Raw genomic sequence first — 17,902 nt, 5'->3', positions numbered from 1 at the left:
TTGTTTTAATCTTTTAATCGTTCTTGCAAGCGCCAAACATATTTTTGGCGGTAATAAACATCTTTAATCTGTCGCAATAATGCTACGTCATCCTCATCTTTATCGTCATGTAAAACAGTTAGCTTTATAAGCGATTCGTTCAATTTAGAGGAAATACCTCTAACTTCTTTTTTCAACTCCAACAATTTCTCCGCATCTTCATCAAGCTCCAAGTCCATCAACATCTCGTTCACGTCCATCATATCCATTAAAAACTCCTGACTTAGCACATATTGCTCTCCTTCTGTCAATACCTTCTTCAACTCTAGCACATATTTTACCAAACGTTTGTCATTACTCAGTATTTTATAAGCTTTATTGTTTTCTGTCGATTTTTGTAATACTTCTTCTTGCTTTTCAGCAGATTCATTTGCGTAAAAATCGGGATGGTATTTTTTACTTAGCGCGTAAAATTTAGCTTTTACTTTTGAAAGTTCTGGGTGAAATTTTACAGGAAGCTCGTAGAACTCAAAATAATTAGGTTGTTGTTTTTTATCAGTCATTTGCTCTTAATAAAATGCCGCAAATGAAAAGAAAAACCCATTCATTGCGGCAAAAAATTCATTCTACATCATCCAATCACCAGATAAAATAGTACTCTTCCCAAAAAATCTTCTTTTCTTTTTTGATGTATTTTCTATACATTAACCAATCGAGATTTGTCAGATTAATCAGAATGAAAATAAGAATTACGATTTTCATATTCAACAATAGTTAGTTTCGAAAGTCTTATTCACAAACTTATTTTCCAAAAGCCTTTAAAATATCGTTTCCAAACGCAAAAACCATCAAACCAATAAGCACCACAAAACCCACAATTTGCGCCTTCTCCAACACTTTCTCACTTACCGGTTTTCGTTGTACCATCTCTATCAAAAGAAAAACAACATGGCCACCATCTAGCCCCGGAATGGGAAGCAAGTTCATAAATGCAAGCGCGATTGAAATCAATCCAGTAAGTGTCCAAAACCTCGTCCAATCAAAAGTACCGCCATACACTTTGGCAATTCCTACGGGACTGCTGATGTTCCGAGCACTTACTTTGCCTGTTACCATTTTCCCAATGCCTTTTGCGTTGTCGGCAAACATAGTCCAAGCCATATTTGCACCAATTGGCATTGCCTGTAAAAAAGTATAGTCGGTGGTTACTTGCTTAATCTGTGAGATATTAGGCACATAACCTAAAAGGCTATCTTTGCCAACATGGGCTGTCAATTCCATTGGTTGTCCATTTCTTACAAGCGAGAGCAAAACTTCTTTTCCTGTATTCGCCTCAATAATTGGCTTTATCTCATCTTGATAGGAAACAGGTGTACCATTTACTGCTGTAATGTTGTCTCCTACTTTCAACCCATCTTTTATAGCGTTTCCGGCTGGCAATAACGAATCTACCACCGTACGAAGCCGTGGCTCCACAAACATCGCCTTACCATCTTTTAAACTACTTAAAAAATTATCAGGAACTTTGATTTCTAACGTTTTATCTCCGCGCAGCACCGTAATCACGCCGCCTCCCATAATCACTTTAGAACTTTTGAGCTCTTCAAAGCGAACAACCTTTTTACCATCTATCGCAAGGATTTTATCGCCATTCTTTAACCCAATTTTCAATGCCGGTGCACCTGCTTGTATTCCGTTAACCACCGCACTGTTCGGTGTAAAGGTTTGTCCGTAGCTAAAAGTCATTATCCAAAAGATAATGATGCCGACAATTATATTTACAAAAATACCACCAAGCATCACTATTAAACGCTGCCAAGCTGGTTTTGCCCTAAACTCCCAAGGTTGTATCGGCTGGTTTAACTGCTCGGTATCCATACTCTCGTCAATCATACCGGCTATTTTAACGTAACCGCCCAATGGCAACCAGCCCACACCATACTCTACGCCTCCGCGTGTAAAACTGAAAAGTTTAAATCCCCATGCATCAAAAAACAAATAAAATTTCTCTACTTTAATACCAAATGCCCTCGCCGCCAAAAAATGTCCTAGCTCGTGTAGTATCACTAAAAGAGACAACCCAATTAAAAGTTGGCCTGCCATAATCAATCCACTCATATCTTGTTTTTATTTTGTATTTTATAATTTGTAATTAACATCAATTTTTATCATTATTTTGAGAAACATCCAAGCCCAACTAAACATTGACATTTTGTTGGCTTTTTTACTAACTAACACCCCCGGTCTGCGACCACCCCTCTACAAGAGGGGAATGGCGATTCGGTATTAGATGTTATCGTTTAAATTTTGTTACCAATTCTCGGGCAAAGATACGGGTATCTTTGTCAGTTTCTAAATAATCGGCTAAATGTGGTTTTTCTATGAAACTCATTTCTTCCATACAAAGTTCAATTACGTCGCTCATTTCTAAAAAACCAAGATTGTCGTGTAAAAAAGCCTCTACCACCACTTCGTTGGCTGCGTTTAAAATACAAGGCATGTTGCCAGCTTTTTTTAATGCACTGAAAGCAAGCGCCAAATTTCTAAAAGTTTGTGTATCTGCCTGTTGAAAGCTTAGGTTTGGATAGGACAAAAAGTTAAAGCGTTCGAAATTATTTTTTAACCTTGCGGGATAATTGAGCGCATATTGAATGGGCAGCTTCATATCTGGTAGTCCCATTTGCGCTTTCATAGAGCCATCTGTAAACTGAACCAAGGAATGCACAATAGACTGCGGATGCACAATGACGTCAATCTGATCTGCCTCCAAGTTAAATAACCATTTTGCTTCTATCACCTCTAAACCCTTGTTCATTAGGCTTGCAGAATCGATGGTAATTTTTGCTCCCATTACCCAATTAGGATGTTTTAAAGCCTGCTCTTTTTTAACGGTTGAAAGAAAGTCTTTGGTTTTCCCTAAAAAAGGACCACCAGAAGCCGTGAGGTAAATTTTTTCTATCTTATCTTGCTCCTCTCCCACCAAGCATTGATAAATGGCCGAATGCTCTGAATCTACAGGTAGAATTTTAACTCCGTATTCTTTGGCAAGCTGCGTAATAATCTCCCCAGCAACCACTAAAGTTTCTTTGTTTGCTAGCGCGATGTCTTTTCTGGCTTTTATGGCCGCCACCGTTGGCCTTAAACCTACGGACCCCATTACGGCGGTTAAAACCACATCCGTTTCTGGCATTTGAGCAACTTCTGTAAGCGCTTCTTCTCCCGTAAAAACTACTATTTCCAAGCCTGCCAAGGCATTTTTTACCTCGCTATATTTTCGCTCATCGCAAATAACAACAGCCTTGGGCTTAAATTCTTTTGCTTGCGCGATAAGCAATTCTGCATTTTTGCCTGCGGTAATTACCGTAACGTTGAAAATGGCAGGATTATCTCTAATAACTTCTAGCGCCTGGGTGCCGATGCTACCGGTAGAGCCTAGAATGGCGATGTTTTTTATTGATTGTTGTGTGGTTAGGGTGCTCAATTGCTAAGAGATTGTTGAATTGCTGAAATTTTTCAATTGTTAAAAGATTGTTTTATCGCTGCGAGACTGTTCAATTATGAAGAGATTGTTTTTATTGTCGAGACATTATTGTATCGCGCAAAGCGAGCTAAATTTTTAACTTTTCATTCGTAAATTTTATCAATTGATGAATTTCCTTTGGTAAAGTTTCCAAAACTGCGAAAATCTTCGAATAGGCTTCTTCATCAATCATCTTTCTAATTTTTGCTTTTTCATTCCAGTCCAAGCATTCTTTAACAGAACCAAAGCTATAGTAATAGAATTTTATTTTATCTTTTTTATGATATCTACCAAAATCTTCTGCAATATTAGCTGAAATAGAATCTACCGCATTTACAAACTGTTGTCCGATTGAATATTTTGCAAAAGCATCCCACTTTGATGCTAATTCCCAAACCAAATTACTTAAATGAAAAGCTTTTGTGTAAGCGGTTATCTGATTTAGCTGTAAATAATTTTTTTGCATCTAAGTTTTAGGTTGAGTATTGGCAATCTAGCCGTTTAACAATACAGCAATGAAACAATCTAACAATAGACCAGCGCAACCATTACTCGACATACTCCTCCAGCGCCTCCGCTAATTTTCTATCGTTACTCAATCTGGGCACTTTATTTTGTCCACCTAGTTTTCCTTCGCTTTTCATATAATTTACAAAGGCATCTTTCTGCAACGTACGTATTTTTAGTGGTTGTAAGATCCTCCCTTCTATCAAATCAAAGTAATAAGAATTTTTTTGCTGTAACGCTTTGTCGACCTTTTCGGCAAAGTTCTTTAAATCATTCGGCGCAACCGAAAACTCTATAAACCACTCGTGAAACGGAAGTCCTGCTATGGGGTTTACCTTCGGAGCCACAGTAAATTCTGTAATTTTGGCAGCCTCATCGTTGGCAACCTTCATCAATGCTTGCTCTACTTCTTCGCCGATTACATGTTCCCCAAACGCCGAAATGAAATGTTTAATTCTTCCCGTCACTACAATTTTATATGGATTTTTACTTACAAACTTTACTGTATCGCCAATGCTGTATCCCCAAAGGCCGGCATTGGTATTTAAAATAAGTGCATAGTTCTTATCCAACTCTACATCGGCCAACATTAATCTTGGCGCATTTTCTTCGTAATATTTATCGGCAGGAATGAACTCGTAAAACATACCTGCATCAACCAGTAACAGTAGACCTTTATCTTTCTGCGAATCTTGATAGGCAATAAATCCCTCAGAAGCAGGATAGGTTTCTATAGAATCTATTTTTTTACCAACAATTTCCTCCAGCTTTGCGCGATAAGGTTCGAAATTTACGCCACCGTAGATAAACAGACTAAAATTTCTAAAAATATCTGCTATTCGTTTTCCGCCAGCTTTTTCAGAAAGTTTATCGAAATACATCTGTACCCACGGCGGAATGCCAGAAATAAGAGTCATGTTTTCGTATATCGTTTCCTCAACAATGGCATCTACCTTTTGTTCCCAATCCTCAATGCAATTTGTCTCGTAGCTGGGTAACCTATTTTTCTGCAAATACGCCGGAACGTGGTGGGCCACAATACCAGAAAGGCGGCCAATGTTGATTCCATTTTTTTCGGTCAGCGTTGGGCTTCCCTGCAAAAATATCATCTTACCGTTTACAAAATTGGCTTTACCTGTTTCGTTTATGTACGTTAAAATTGCATTTCTAGCAGCCTTTATGTGTTCGGGAAGAGACTCTTTGGTTAATGGAATATATTTAACACCCGAGGTAGTACCAGAGGTTTTGGCAAAATAAAGCGGCTTTCCGGGCCAAAATACATCTGGCTCTCCTGCCACCACGCGCTCTATATATGGTTTTAGTTCTTCGTAATCGGCTATAGGAACGCGTTTTTTAAAATCTTGATAGTTTTTTATTTCGTTAAATTGATGATTTACGCCAAAAGAAGTTTGGCCTGCCATTCGAACAATCTTTAACATTGTTTTTTGCTGAGCAGCCACTGCATTGTTTTTCCAGCGATTGATCCGCCAAACGGCAAACGCAGCAAATGGCTTACTTAATATAGATTTTAACCCCATAACCTCAAATCCCTAAAGGGAATCTCCATGATTAAAATCTATATTTTTTACTATTATATCAAATGCTTCTTTAGAAAGCTTATCTCTGCTAAGGGCGTATTTGGCAAAAAGTTGTAAAAATGTACTTTCATTTTCTTTGTAAGCAATAATCTCCAATCCCTTTAGGGTCATTAAATTCTCATTTTGATTTTTATTTCCAGTATAAATGAAATCTGCTCTATCAAAAACGAAGTGAAAATTTGAAACATTTTTAAAATTCTCCATAAAATTTATTTCAACATTTCCCTTAGAAATTTCTAAACCACTCTGTTCCAAATATCTTAATACAACTCTATTTAACGATTGTTGAGGATTATTCAGAAATAAACAAATTAAACTAAGTTTATAATTTGCTTTTTTCGCTTCTGCAATAAAATCAATAAATGATTGGTTGTTAAAAACTGTTTCAAGAACAATACTTTTTTTTAATTGAATAGCCTTAGTAAACACTTCCCTAGTCCTGTCTTTATACACACCAGTCATAATAATTTCGAACCCTGAAAAATCGTTTAATCTACTTCTTATAAAACTAGACTTACCAGCAGCATTTGGCCCAGTAACTACAAAAAGTTCAGGTTGACTCATTATTTAGCTAATACGTTTTTTAAAAGTATCTACTATTTTTAATGGGCGATTTTCATGATCGTATTCCACTTCAAATTGGACTAAATAAATTTCTCCATTTGGCAATTCTTTTCTCCAATAGTCATTATCTCCTTTTTCTTGATAATAGAACGGATTCCCTAATTCAAATGCCTTTTGCCTACCTAAATCTGCAAAATTATTCAGATTACCTAGTATTTTATCTGTTAAAACTTCCATAAGATTAAACTAAATTATGCAAAATAGTTGGATTTGCTTCTCCTTCGTATTCGTCCATCATTTTACGATAGGCAACGGTTAAACTAACTGCCGTGAGCGGCACAATAATAAAGGAGATAAACGAAAGTGTTAAAATAATTAAATAAATCTTTCCTGGAATTAGCACATCGTTGTCTCTTAAATAACCGTACAGATAGCCAAAAGTGGCCAACACCGCCAACAGCAAAAGCAACTTTGTAAAATTTCCTTTTGTTAGCGCAAGGCTAAATTTAATGGATAAAAGTGCGTGTGTAAAAAGAGCACTGACAGTACTTGTAATCCTTCTAAAAAAGTTACCGGTGGTTTTAGAAAAACTTATCTCTTGAAAAGTGAGTCTATCTGTTTTGCGATCTATTATGAAAAACGGAAAAAAAGAAAGTCTTACGAAGGCGATAAAAGCCGACAGAAAACCAATAAGTAAAAAAACATTAGATATTGAACTGAATACTTTCTGATCTACAGAAAAAAGTCTAATCTTTAATAAAATGTAAAACAGAGCAAAGGGCAAAAATGCTGTTAACAACATGATTATAAGCAAGGTAAACACAAAAACTACAGAAGCAATTAGAAAAGTAACAATCTGCACCTTGGTTGGGATGGTCTGCACAATTAGCACATCGTCTTTTTCATCATCTAAAAGATGGAAAACATATCTAAAAAGCGTTAGGTTTAGCGTAAAGTAAAGCAATACAAAAACTAAGAGCATAAACAAACTCAAGAAAAAATCTACTTCTCTTAAAAGGCCAGACATAATGGTAGATGCCATGGAGGTAATGAACATTAAAAAGCATAGCGTTGCTATAGATAAATAATGCTTTCTAGTTATTGTCCAGGCCTTGTGTATAACATCGTTTACGGCAAACGTACTTTCTCTTAAATAGTCGATCATGATTGTTTAAACACCACTCTTTTTATAAAATCTTGCATAAATCCTAAGCCATAAGCTGTAAGTTGGATAAAGGACGCTACAACACTCAAAAGTGCAACTTTTAAAGATCTATTTTGTGTACATGAGTGAAAAAATATCAACAAAAAGAAAATTAAGAAAAGTGCATCTAAAATACCCACAAAAGGCATTCCAAATACATTGGCGCAAAGCGTGAAGATAAATCCAAGGGTAAAAGCAGCCGGAAAAAAATGCACCAATTTTAGCTCTGAAGGGAAATGTTTGTAAATATTTATTCGCGCCCGACCAAAAAAGTGCAGTTGTTTGTAAAACTGGCTAAAACTTGTACGGCGTTTATGGTAAACGATGGCATCTGGAATCAGCCCAATTTTAAACCCATTTTTCTGAATTCTGATGCTATATTCTATGTCTTCGCCCAGGCGGGTTAATAAAAACCCACCTGCTTTTTGCCAAGCTGCCCTAGAAACGCCCATGTTAAAACTACGCGGATGAAAAGTGCCGACGTGTTTTTTATTGCCGCGAATACCGCCCGTAGTAAAAGGGGAAGTCATGGCGTAGCTAATTGCTTTTTGAACATCAGTAAAGCTATCGTGTGCGGCATCTGGCCCTCCATAGGCATCTAACCAATTTTTAGCAAGTGAAGCGTTTACAATTTCTAGATAGTTTGGTGGGATTAAACAATCTGAATCGAAAACAACAAAGTAATCGCCTTTGGCATGCTCGAAACCGTAATTGCGTGCAAAACCTTGCCCGGCATTTTCTTTAAAGAAATACCTAATGTTCAATTTGCCTGAATAGGCATTAACCATTGCTTTCGCATCGAGCTTAGAACCGTCTTCAATAATCAACACCTCAAAATTAGTGTATGTCTGCTTGGTCAAGGTAGCCAAAAGCTCCTCAATTTCTTGCGGGCGGTTGTAAAGTGGAATGATTATAGAGAAAAGCCCCCCCGACCCCCTGAAGGGGGAGGCTAAACCCAAAGATTCATCTGGGTGTTTAGTAGTGTTTGATTCAGGGAGAGCCATTTAACTCAGTTGTTTGCTAGACCCACCAGAGGAGTTTAAACCCAAAGTTTCATCTGGGTGTTCAGTAAAGTTTGATTTAGGTTGAGCCATTTAAGTAATCTAGTTTATTAACCATGCTAATTCCCCCTTCAGGGGACTATGGGGTTTTTTTCTCTACCAAATAGTGGTTTCTCTCTGGTGCACTTCTAGTGACCAATTCGGCCACAAAACCTGTTAAAAAAAGCTGAGAACCCAAAATAATGGCTACCAAAGCAATGTAAAATAACGGTTGCGCTGTAATTTCTCGTTTAATTGGAATGGCTTGCGCAATATCATATAGTTTTTCGCCGATAAGCCAAAGCGCAATGATTGTTCCAATCAAAAAACTAAGCACTCCCATTGAGCCAAAAAAGTGCATTGGCCGTTTGCCAAATTTGCCCACAAAAAAGATGGATAGCAAATCTAAAAAACCATTTATAAACCTGCTGAAACCAAATTTGGTGGTGCCGTATTTACGTGCCCGGTGTTCTACCACCTGCTCAGAAATCTTGTTAAAACCTGCCCACTTTGCAATTACGGGAATGTAACGGTGCATTTCGCCATAAACTTCTATGGTTTTAATTACATCGCTCCTATAAGCCTTTAATCCACAGTTAAAATCATTTAACTGAATTCCACTCATTTTTCTGGTGGCGGCATTAAACAATTTTGTTGGGATGGTTTTGGTAATTGGATCGTAACGTTTCTTCTTCCAACCCGAAATTAAATCTAGTTTCTCTTCTTTAATGCGACGATACAACTCTGGGATCTCATCTGGGCTATCTTGCAAATCGGCATCCATCGTGAACACAACATCGCCTTGCGTAGCTTCAAAACCCACATTTAAAGCTGCAGACTTTCCATAATTTCTCCTAAACTTTATGCCTTTAATATTTAGATTGCTTATACTCAACTCCTCAATTACCTTCCATGAATTATCTGTACTTCCATCATCTATAAAAAGTACTTCGTAAGTAAATGCATTGGCATCCATCACCGTTTTTATCCAAGCGCTAAGCTCCGGCAGCGATTCGTCTTCGTTTAATAAGGGAATTACAATTGATATATCCATGGTGATCTTAAAACGTCTTTATAAAAAGGTAAGACTAAACCCAATCATTAACAGGTTGACCTAAACAATTTCTTTTATTCACTCGTACTGTCATTTTTAAAAAATCACAAATTTTCCTGTAAGCTAAAAAAGCTTCCTCTGCTTAATTTATGGCCGAATTAGTCGACTAAATTAATTGCTTCTATTTTTATAATTTTACCTTTCTCTGAAAAAACAAGAACTCCTCCATTTTTTTTCTTGTAGGAAATTAATTTCTTTAATGATAAGGATAAACCTTTTTGGATTTTTTCTCGGATTCTTAAATTGTTATCTATTTCGTTCATTAAATTCTATTTAATAGCGCCCATTTTACTAAATCAAAGATAACATTTTCTGCATTAAGATTTCCATCTGCAATAAATGATGGGGTTTCTGTAGAATTATCTATAACTAACCAATAATCACTCACATCACGAAAAAGCTTCAAATTTTTTACTCCATTTTTGATATCTTCTTCTGATAACATCCTCAGGAATTGAATGTCCACCTTCGCTCACTCTATTTTTAACCCTTTCTATCGCTAAATCTACATTGTCTAACCAAAAATATAATAGGGTTCCGTAAAATCCTCTTGCCTTTACTAACGCAACAGTCGCTAGGTAGCTTCTAGTAGTTAATGTTGTTTCAATTGCAAAGTCTTTATCAGAGTCAATTAAGGAAGCAATTCTAGTCAACATAATCTTACCTGCTTGGATTGCAACCTTTTCTGGTTGGCAAGGGGAAATTCCTTTTGCTATTTCATCAGCATTTATAAACTCTCTGCAATTCAGCATTTCTGGCAAAACGGTAAAAGATGCAGTTGTTTTACCTGCTCCGTTACAACCTGAAATAATATAAAAGTTTGACATAAAAATCGAATCGAAAATTTCACCAACTAATATGATAAAATTGCAGGCTTCTTAAATTCAGCAAGTTAAATTTCTTCTGCTTCCACAAAATTCAATGGACGCTCCTTCTTAACTACTGCAGCAGATATTAAGCTTATTATCAATCCAGTAATTGTAAACATAACTGCAGAACCAAAAGCAGCACTAATGGTAAAATAAGGTCTCATCATCTCTATACCTTTTATTTGATTCTCGTCTCCATTTGCTTTTGCCAAAGCAGCGTCCATAATTTCTTGTACTCCCGCTTGATCAATAAATTGGTAGTAAAGAAATATAAATATCCCGGTAAATAGTCCGCCGTAAGCTGCAAATTTAAAACCTGCAGAAAACCCTCTACCGTAAGTAATAAATCCTCCTAACTCCTTTTTATGGGTAATTTGCACATAGTAAATGGCAAGTATAAAAGGTGCCCAATTTAAAATTCCAGATACAACCTTATACAACGTGGGGGTATCTTCTGATTGAAGATTAATACCAAGAGCTCTTACGATAACCATTAGAACTAAGATGTAGATAGAGAAAACAATAGCAATCTTAAACGCTAGTGCATTGGGCCTTGTTTTTTCCTCCATTAATTCTTGTTGCATGTTAATTTAGTTTATTTGTTTATAGTGGTTATTAAAGCATAAACCGCTGTTTCGAAAGCAGGTTCTGCACTGTTTTCTGCCAATTCTTTCATAGAATTTTCTGTGCCTTCTACATCAGAGAAGAACACCATAAAAGGAACAAACAGATCTTCCATTTCTGGCACCAGTTTTAATTGGCTTGCCGTTTGGCAAATTTCTTTAGCGCTTGCTTCTGCCAGCTGCTGGTTGTCTATCAAATCTTCGTAAATCTCAAACTCGTCCTGAAATTCATCATCCTCTACCAAGAGAAACTCTTTTAAGAAATCCTCTAAATCAGGCTCTAAATCTTCATCATGGCAATCTTTTATGTAAAGCAACAAGTTTAGCAACTCCGTTCCCCTATCTATGGTCTCTTCTTCTATCTTTCCCCATTCTTCGCTTTCTAAATAATCTTCTTCTAGTTTTTTTACATCGTTGCTAAAAAAATTAATCATCAAAAGATCAAAATAGACTTCTCTTAACGATTCGAATTTTGGGTGAGAATCGAATACCGCATCGAAAGATGTTGTTTTATCTAGAAAATTAACATCGAGTTCGAATGCAGCCGACAGTTCGGTTTCAAAGGTAGTTGCTTCTACTTTCGCCAGTTTTGCATATTGTTCTATCCCTGCATGTAGGGCATTTTTTACTTTACTATCCATATTAATCTGGTTGCTGTTAATTGTGTGAACTTAAAAAATTATTTTGCATTAAACTGTTTGTTGTTGTTCGCCACAAAAATTACGGCTCCTGTTAACACTTTATTCATCAACGGGCTGTTGCTAGATTTAGATCGATTTGTTGCCGAATCAAATGTCCATTGTTTTTGCACATCAAAGATCACAAAATTAGCTGGTTCTCCTTCTTCTATATTTGGAACATCTAAACTTAATAATTTCCGCGAATTTACCGAAAGCTTTTCGACTATTAAACCTGGAGAAAGCTTTGCTTGCAACAACAGCGGCAATACCGTTTGGAGTGCAATGATGCCGTAATGTGCAATTTCGAACTCCACGTCTTTAAATTCTATTTCTTCTGGCCTATGTTGCGAACAAATCGCATCAATAGTGCCGTCTTTTAATCCAACAATCAGCGCGTCTACATCGGCCTTGCCCCGTAGAGGAGGTTTGACTTTATAGTTGCTATCAAAATCTGCCAGCAAATCTTCGGTAAAAACCAATTGATGTGCAGCCACATCGCAACTAATTTGAACGCCTTCTTTTTTTGCCTGGCGAATGAGTGCTACAGCGCCAGCGGTAGAGACGCAGTTGATGTGAATTTTGCAATCATTATACTTCGCCAAAAAAATATCTCTTGCAATGTGCATTTCTTCTGCCAATGCTGGCAAACCTTTCATGCCCAACAATACACTGTTTTTACTTTCGTTTATTTGTGCCTTGCCGGCGATGGATTTATTTTCGGGAGAAACCATCAACAATGCATCGCAACCTTTGGCATATTGCAAGGCTCTGTTCATAAAACCATCATCTTGTAGCGGTCTATCTCCATCAGTAAATGCAATTGCCCCAGCTTGCTGCATATCAAACAATTCTGCAATTTCTTTGCCTTCTCGTTGCTGACTTATCGCGCCAAGCGGATAAACAGCTACCAAGTTGCCCTTTGCCTTGTCTAATACATAAGCCACTTGAGATTTGGATTGCACCACTGGATCTGTTTGAGGCAACAATGCCAAGCCTGTAAAACCGCCAGCCATAGCCGCATACGTTACCGTTTGCATATCTTCTTTTGTCTCAAACCCCGGATCTCCAAAGGCACAGTTTAAATCAAAAAAACCTGGACTCAAATAAGCGCCTTCGGCATCGAAAACCTTCTCCCCATCGGCGGCATCGAGCTTGCCAAGCTCAGAAAATTTGCCGCTAACAACCCGTACATCAACAGTTTTGTTATGTTTACTGCTCTCTGGAGAAAGTATCGTTGCATTTTTAACAAGAACATTCATATTGTTTGTTTCGAAATTTTATCAAAAAACCTAACCAGCAAAATTTCTGCTGCCATAAAAACTAGCGACAAAATTATACAAAGTTTCCAAAAGGTGTGCGCTATTTCCTTTCCTCCCGAAGAAAACTTTGTAAAATCGCTTTCTGCATCGAACACATGTAAAGCTCCACTAGGCGCCAAGGCTTCTATTTGTGCTTTTGTTAAATACTTCATATTAGACTCTGCGCGGTTATTATTAAATCCAAATACCGAAACTAAAGAGTCGGCTAGCTTTAGCTCGTAAAAACCTGTCTTCTTAATTTGATCGGCCATGTAAACCGTTGTTCTTCCGTCAACCGAACGCAGTTCGGGAATCGCCTCAAATTTATCGCCATATAACTTTAACGTTTGATTTTTATCGGGCTGCACTTTTCCACTAAGCACTGCGTCTTCTTGCCCTAAGGTATAAAACAATGGCGTCTCTGCACTTCCCATCAATGCGGCCCTGTACATAAGTGGCACAAACAACGGACTTGTTGCCAAATTGCCATCCTCGCCGTTAAACCCGGTTGCAGAAAGGTAAATATTACCACTTCCTAATCGAAAACTCCCAAATAAAGTTTGCCCGTTCGAGATTTGCATAATGGCAGTGCCTGTGTTTTGGCTGTTTTGAGCAAAAGAAAAATGTCTCTTAACGATTGGATAATCTATATTTTTGGGGATCGATTCAAAAACCGATTTAAAAATCGGATGATTAAAATCTATCTTATCTATCCTTGTTTGCCCTGTATCTAAATTTAAAATGGTTGGTAAAGATAAATGGGCTAGAAAAGCATTGTACTCAGAAAAATTTGGACTCAAGTAAGGTAAAATAATCAAAGTTCCACCAGCATTAACGTAGCTTTTTACCTGCTGCGCCAAACCAGACGTTGGATTTTTGATTCCGTTTAGCACGATGAGTTTATATTGGGAGAAACTGCCATAATCGATATTACTTTCGGACATTTGATTTAACTCAAAATACTTATCTGCACCATATAACGCGCTGAGGTATCTACCTGTACCCGCTCCATTTATAGCGAGAATGGGTAGGTTTTTGTTTACGTTAAAACTAAAGAATAGCGAATCATCAAAATTTACCGGATAATCTTTAATGGTTAAACGACCTTTCTGCCATCCAGCCGCTAAGCCAGAAAAATTTATGGTATCTCTAGCTGTAGCGCCCGGGTTTATGGTTAACGCAGCTGCACCTTTTTGTGCGCCATTAATGCTAAGTTTAATGGGGATGTTATTGGCAACCTCTTTAGAATAATTTTTAAGTACCACTACCAACTTTTCGCTCGCCCCTGGCTGGTGGTTAGGCGATAAAAAGTAAACACTATCTGCTGCAACATTAGGTAAACTGTTAGGTTCTATTTTAATGGCGTTGTAGTTTATATTTGGGCTTACTTCTAAGCGCTTTCTTTCTGTTATATTGGTTTGAAAATCAGATAGAATATAAATAAACTTATTTGCGTTTCCCTTTAATATACGTTCTTGCAAATTTATGATGGGTTGCAAAGTTTTGGTCGAGGAAGAAATATGCACCTCATCCAAAGCCTTTAAAAATTCCTCTCTATTAACCAAACGCTGGTCTTTTCCGCTGAAATCATTAGTAAGCAATTGAAAGCGATCATTTAGTCCAAAACCTTCTACTATCGCGGCAGCATTTCTTTTTGCTTCATCTAACAAAATCCCATCTTTGTTGGCTGCCTGCATGCTAAAAGAATTATCTACGTAGATGCTTACCGAATTGCCAAGTGTAGCAGAAGCACTTTTGGAGGTAGAAAGAAAGGGTTGAGCAAATGCCAGCACCAAGAATATAATGGTCAATATCCGGGCAAATAAGATAAGCAAATTCTTTAGTTTTTCTTTTGACGAATGTTGCTCTTCTACCTCTTTTAAAAACTTTACGTTAGAGAAATATATTTTCTTAAATCGCCTAAAATTAAACAGGTGAATAACTACCGGAATGGCGATAGCGAAAAGCGCAAAAAGGAAGCCTGGATACAGGAAACTCATCAAAAATCAAAGATATGAAAAATTAAGAGATTTGAGATTTGAGACAAGATGAAAAAAATAAAAGATTAAGGAGCAAGGAACAAAGACTTGGTGCACTAATTAGGAAGTCGCCTTAATAACTTATCGCCCCAACGCCTAAACGGTTTACCGACTAAACGCTAACCTTCTAACCCCTAAACAACTAATCTTTAAAATCTACCTAAATTTTTTCATTGCTGCCCAGATCTGTTCATCATGGCTATAAACATCCGGACAATATTGGATTTCGTTGTTTTGATACCATGCTGTAAAGTAAGTAATGATAAGCGGAACTGGCTTTTTAGGGCCAAACCAACTCGATTTCATTTTAAACACCTTTGAGGTATCTGCTCTTTCCGCCATCCTTTTAACGTACCAACTGTTGTGCGTGCTGTCTATTGGCGGCAAATCTACCTGTACGCGCAGTTTATCATAAGAATAAGGGCTGTTTACAAGTAAGCGGGCAAAATCCAGTGGGTTTTCAATCCTCACGCATCCGTGGCTGATAGCCCTATCAACCAGTCGAAATCCACTTTTGTTATTGGTATCGTGCAAGTAAATGCTAAAATCATTATCAAAAATAAATTTAAACTTCCCTAATGCATTTCCACCTCCAGGACCTTGTTTAAACTTAAATGGCAATTTGTCGCTAGGGTATCTGGTCCAATTTATGGTGTCGGGTTCGCCGAGTAACTTGCCTTTATAATACACGTTTATGTTACTGTTAGAAAGGTAGTATGGATCTTTCCTAGCCATCCAATAAATTTCATTCTGTGCAATACTTACTGGAATGTTCCAGACCGGATTGGCTTGGATCGAATTTATTTTGCTGTAAAGTAACGGTGTTTCGTGGTTTTTTGGTCTATCGTTAATATTTCCAGATTTTTTGTAGGCTTTCCATTTCTCATCGTAGTTTTTCTCCCGCTTGCCACCAACTACAACCTTCATGGTAATTAGCGTATCTAGTTTATCAAACCAAGTAAGTTTAAAATCGGGTACGTTCACTTGTACAAAATAAGTCCCTAAGTTGGGTAATTGCCAGCGTCTACGCTCCATATTAACACTCAAAACCCGTTTTGTAGAAACATCTTTAGCGGCAATAAAAGCTTTTTGCAGCGCTAAATACTGTTCTGATTTTGGTTGAACAGCGGCCAATGTATCTGCCAGGTTTACAGACGACAAGGTTTTCATCATTTTAGCGCTATCTGGTCTTCTAACGTTAATGTAATACCTAGAAACCACCCGACGCGGATTTACAATACCATACCTTAAATAGTTTGTATAGTTTAAGTAGGCGTTAGCCGATAGCAATTCCAAATCTGCAATGACCGGATAAATTTGCTTTAAATCTGTAGCTTTATTTGAAGTAAGCTTAGTCAGCAAAACCTTCATTTCTTCTAATTGAAAAATTTTTGGATTAATTCCGTGCAGGCCACTATCGCCTAAATACCTCTGCAGCGTATCTAATTGGCCGTTTATAAAAAAATTAGTTACAAACACGGGATCGTTGCCATTTAGCTGGTAAAAAGCCTTCAGCACTTTCGGATTGGAAAAATGACTTGCAAAGCTGTCCCGCTTTCTAACAAATATACTATCGTAAATTACAGAATCAAATTTGGTGTATAATTTGTTTTTAAAATGTTCTGATAATACTTTACCGATAAGTGGCGGTTTTTTAAACCAATTACAAGAGGCAACAAAAATCGATAGAATTAATAATGAACGTATAAGTTTTTTCAAATCAAAGTTTTTTTTTTACAAAATTAAAAATTTATCGCAGAACACCGAGTTCTTAATTTTGTTCAAAAATTTTCGCTTTATAAGCTAAAAGATTTATATTTGTCGCTCCAACTTGTCGAAAGTATTGATGACAAACTAAATAAAAATGGATTTAAGTTTAAAACATTACGCACATTTGCACCATCGCCTTTTGGCGATGTAGATAGTAATGTTTTGTACGCAAAACAACCAGAAATTTTAGTTTATTGTTCATGTTATAATCAATACTTTTGAAAACACTCAAAATCGCTATCCAAAAATCGGGTAGGTTAAACGAAAAATCAGTAGAAATTCTTAAAAATTGTGGATTAGTTTTTGACAACTATAAAAGCTCGCTAATTTCTTCAGTGAGCAATTTCCCATTAGAAATCCTCTTTCTTAGAGATGACGACATACCAGAATATGTTCAGGATGGCATTGCCGATTTGGGTATTGTTGGCGAAAATGTGATTGCCGAAACCGGTGCAAAAGTTTCTTATCTACAGAAGTTGGCCTTTGGCAGATGTAACCTTAAAATTGCCGTTCAAAATAACAGTGACCTCAAAACGGTAGAAGATCTTGCTGGCAAAACCATCGCCACCTCGTATCCTGTAATTTTAGGCAAATTTTTAAACGAGAAAAACATTAAAGCGAATGTTCGCACCATATCTGGCTCTGTAGAAATTGGCCCAGGACTTGGTTTGAGCGATGCTATTTTTGACATTGTTTCTACTGGAGGTACCCTTAAAAGCAACGGCCTAAAAAGCTTTTTAGATGTCATGTCATCCGAGGCTGTGCTAATTGGAAGTAAAGCGATAGTGGATAATCCAGATGTCGCAGAATTGCTACAAAGAATACGTTCGGTGCTTGCAGCGAAAGCCACCAAATATGTGGTGTTAAATATTAAAAAAGCCAACCTCAAACAAGTAATCGATTTGTTGCCCGGAGTTAAGAGCCCAACTGTTATTCCATTGTTCGAAGAGGATTGGGTTGCTGTACACTCTGTAATTGCCGAAGAAGATTTCTGGGATAAAATTAACAGTTTAAAAGCTGCTGGAGCTGAGGGCATTTTGGTTATGCCGATAGAGAAAATAATCATGTAATTACTTAAAAAAATCATTAACTACTGG

18 protein-coding genes are annotated in these 17,902 nt (G+C 37.1%); 1 reads left to right on the top strand and 17 read right to left on the bottom strand.

Features of this window, described 5'->3' with window-relative positions; translation table 11 throughout:
• Positions 1-5 precede the first annotated feature (5 nt).
• From ABIB40_RS00695 to ABIB40_RS00615, 17 genes are all read right to left on the bottom strand, one after another.
• Positions 6-542: an iron-sulfur cluster co-chaperone HscB C-terminal domain-containing protein gene (locus tag ABIB40_RS00695; protein ID WP_354354931.1), complete on the bottom strand. Its 537-nt coding sequence runs from the start codon at positions 540-542 to the stop codon at positions 6-8.
• Positions 543-780: 238 nt separating this feature from the next.
• The gene (gene rseP / locus ABIB40_RS00690) at positions 781-2,097 is read right to left on the bottom strand and encodes an RIP metalloprotease RseP (RefSeq protein ID WP_354354929.1); all 1,317 of its coding nucleotides are present in this window, start codon (positions 2,095-2,097) and stop codon (positions 781-783) included.
• 175 nt (positions 2,098-2,272) lie between these two features.
• Positions 2,273-3,433, bottom strand: coding sequence for a 1-deoxy-D-xylulose-5-phosphate reductoisomerase (locus ABIB40_RS00685; protein WP_354355500.1), 1,161 nt, complete (start codon positions 3,431-3,433; stop codon positions 2,273-2,275).
• Between the two features lie 154 nt (positions 3,434-3,587).
• Positions 3,588-3,965, bottom strand: a complete 378-nt coding sequence (locus ABIB40_RS00680; RefSeq protein ID WP_354354927.1) for a four helix bundle protein — start codon at positions 3,963-3,965, stop codon at positions 3,588-3,590.
• Positions 3,966-4,047: 82 nt separating this feature from the next.
• Entirely contained in the window at positions 4,048-5,544 is a 1,497-nt protein-coding gene (locus ABIB40_RS00675) for a GH3 auxin-responsive promoter family protein (RefSeq protein WP_354354925.1), read from the bottom strand.
• 12 nt (positions 5,545-5,556) lie between these two features.
• Complete coding sequence (locus ABIB40_RS00670; RefSeq protein ID WP_354354923.1) at positions 5,557-6,168, bottom strand: zeta toxin family protein; 612 nt, start codon at positions 6,166-6,168, stop codon at positions 5,557-5,559.
• A gap of 3 nt (positions 6,169-6,171) precedes the next feature.
• Positions 6,172-6,405, bottom strand: coding sequence for a hypothetical protein (locus ABIB40_RS00665; RefSeq protein WP_354354921.1), 234 nt, complete (start codon positions 6,403-6,405; stop codon positions 6,172-6,174).
• Positions 6,406-6,409: 4 nt separating this feature from the next.
• Positions 6,410-7,333 carry a hypothetical protein gene (locus tag ABIB40_RS00660; protein WP_354354919.1) on the bottom strand — a complete coding sequence of 308 codons (924 nt, stop codon included), beginning with the start codon at positions 7,331-7,333 and terminating at the stop codon, positions 6,410-6,412.
• Positions 7,330-8,376 carry a glycosyltransferase family 2 protein gene (locus ABIB40_RS00655; protein ID WP_354354917.1) on the bottom strand — a complete coding sequence of 349 codons (1,047 nt, stop codon included), beginning with the start codon at positions 8,374-8,376 and terminating at the stop codon, positions 7,330-7,332. The genes ABIB40_RS00660 and ABIB40_RS00655 overlap by 4 nt, the downstream gene beginning before the upstream one ends.
• Positions 8,377-8,512: 136 nt before the next feature.
• Positions 8,513-9,466 carry a glycosyltransferase family 2 protein gene (locus ABIB40_RS00650; protein ID WP_354354915.1) on the bottom strand — a complete coding sequence of 318 codons (954 nt, stop codon included), beginning with the start codon at positions 9,464-9,466 and terminating at the stop codon, positions 8,513-8,515.
• Between the two features lie 158 nt (positions 9,467-9,624).
• Positions 9,625-9,789: a hypothetical protein gene (locus ABIB40_RS00645; RefSeq protein ID WP_354354913.1), complete on the bottom strand. Its 165-nt coding sequence runs from the start codon at positions 9,787-9,789 to the stop codon at positions 9,625-9,627.
• A 126-nt stretch (positions 9,790-9,915) separates the two neighbouring features.
• A complete protein-coding gene (locus ABIB40_RS00640) occupies positions 9,916-10,353 on the bottom strand; it encodes an ATPase (RefSeq protein WP_354354911.1) in 438 nt (145 codons plus the stop codon).
• Positions 10,354-10,418: 65 nt separating this feature from the next.
• Positions 10,419-10,979 (bottom strand): DUF4199 domain-containing protein, encoded by a 561-nt coding sequence (locus ABIB40_RS00635; protein WP_354354909.1) that lies wholly within the window; start codon positions 10,977-10,979, stop codon positions 10,419-10,421.
• Between the two features lie 11 nt (positions 10,980-10,990).
• Positions 10,991-11,659, bottom strand: coding sequence for a hypothetical protein (locus tag ABIB40_RS00630; protein ID WP_354354907.1), 669 nt, complete (start codon positions 11,657-11,659; stop codon positions 10,991-10,993).
• A gap of 38 nt (positions 11,660-11,697) precedes the next feature.
• Positions 11,698-12,957 (bottom strand): dihydroorotase, encoded by a 1,260-nt coding sequence (locus ABIB40_RS00625; protein ID WP_354354905.1) that lies wholly within the window; start codon positions 12,955-12,957, stop codon positions 11,698-11,700.
• On the bottom strand, positions 12,954-14,996 hold the full coding sequence (locus tag ABIB40_RS00620; protein WP_354354903.1) for a BatA domain-containing protein: 2,043 nt from the start codon (positions 14,994-14,996) through the stop codon (positions 12,954-12,956). Before ABIB40_RS00620 ends, ABIB40_RS00625 begins: the two co-directional genes overlap by 4 nt.
• 195 nt (positions 14,997-15,191) lie before the next feature.
• A complete protein-coding gene (locus tag ABIB40_RS00615) occupies positions 15,192-16,754 on the bottom strand; it encodes a L,D-transpeptidase scaffold domain-containing protein (protein ID WP_354354901.1) in 1,563 nt (520 codons plus the stop codon).
• Positions 16,755-17,023: 269 nt separating this feature from the next.
• Between ABIB40_RS00615 and hisG the strand changes: the two genes are divergently transcribed.
• The gene (gene hisG / locus ABIB40_RS00610; RefSeq protein WP_354354899.1) at positions 17,024-17,875 is read left to right on the top strand and encodes an ATP phosphoribosyltransferase; all 852 of its coding nucleotides are present in this window, start codon (positions 17,024-17,026) and stop codon (positions 17,873-17,875) included.
• Positions 17,876-17,902 lie beyond the last annotated feature (27 nt).

It is taken from the genome of Pedobacter sp. UYP30, assembly GCF_040547165.1.
Taxonomy (GTDB): Bacteria; Bacteroidota; Bacteroidia; order Sphingobacteriales; family Sphingobacteriaceae; genus Pedobacter.
The sequence above is the reverse complement of the archived record's forward strand: the minus strand, read 5'-3'. Positions and strand labels throughout refer to the sequence as shown.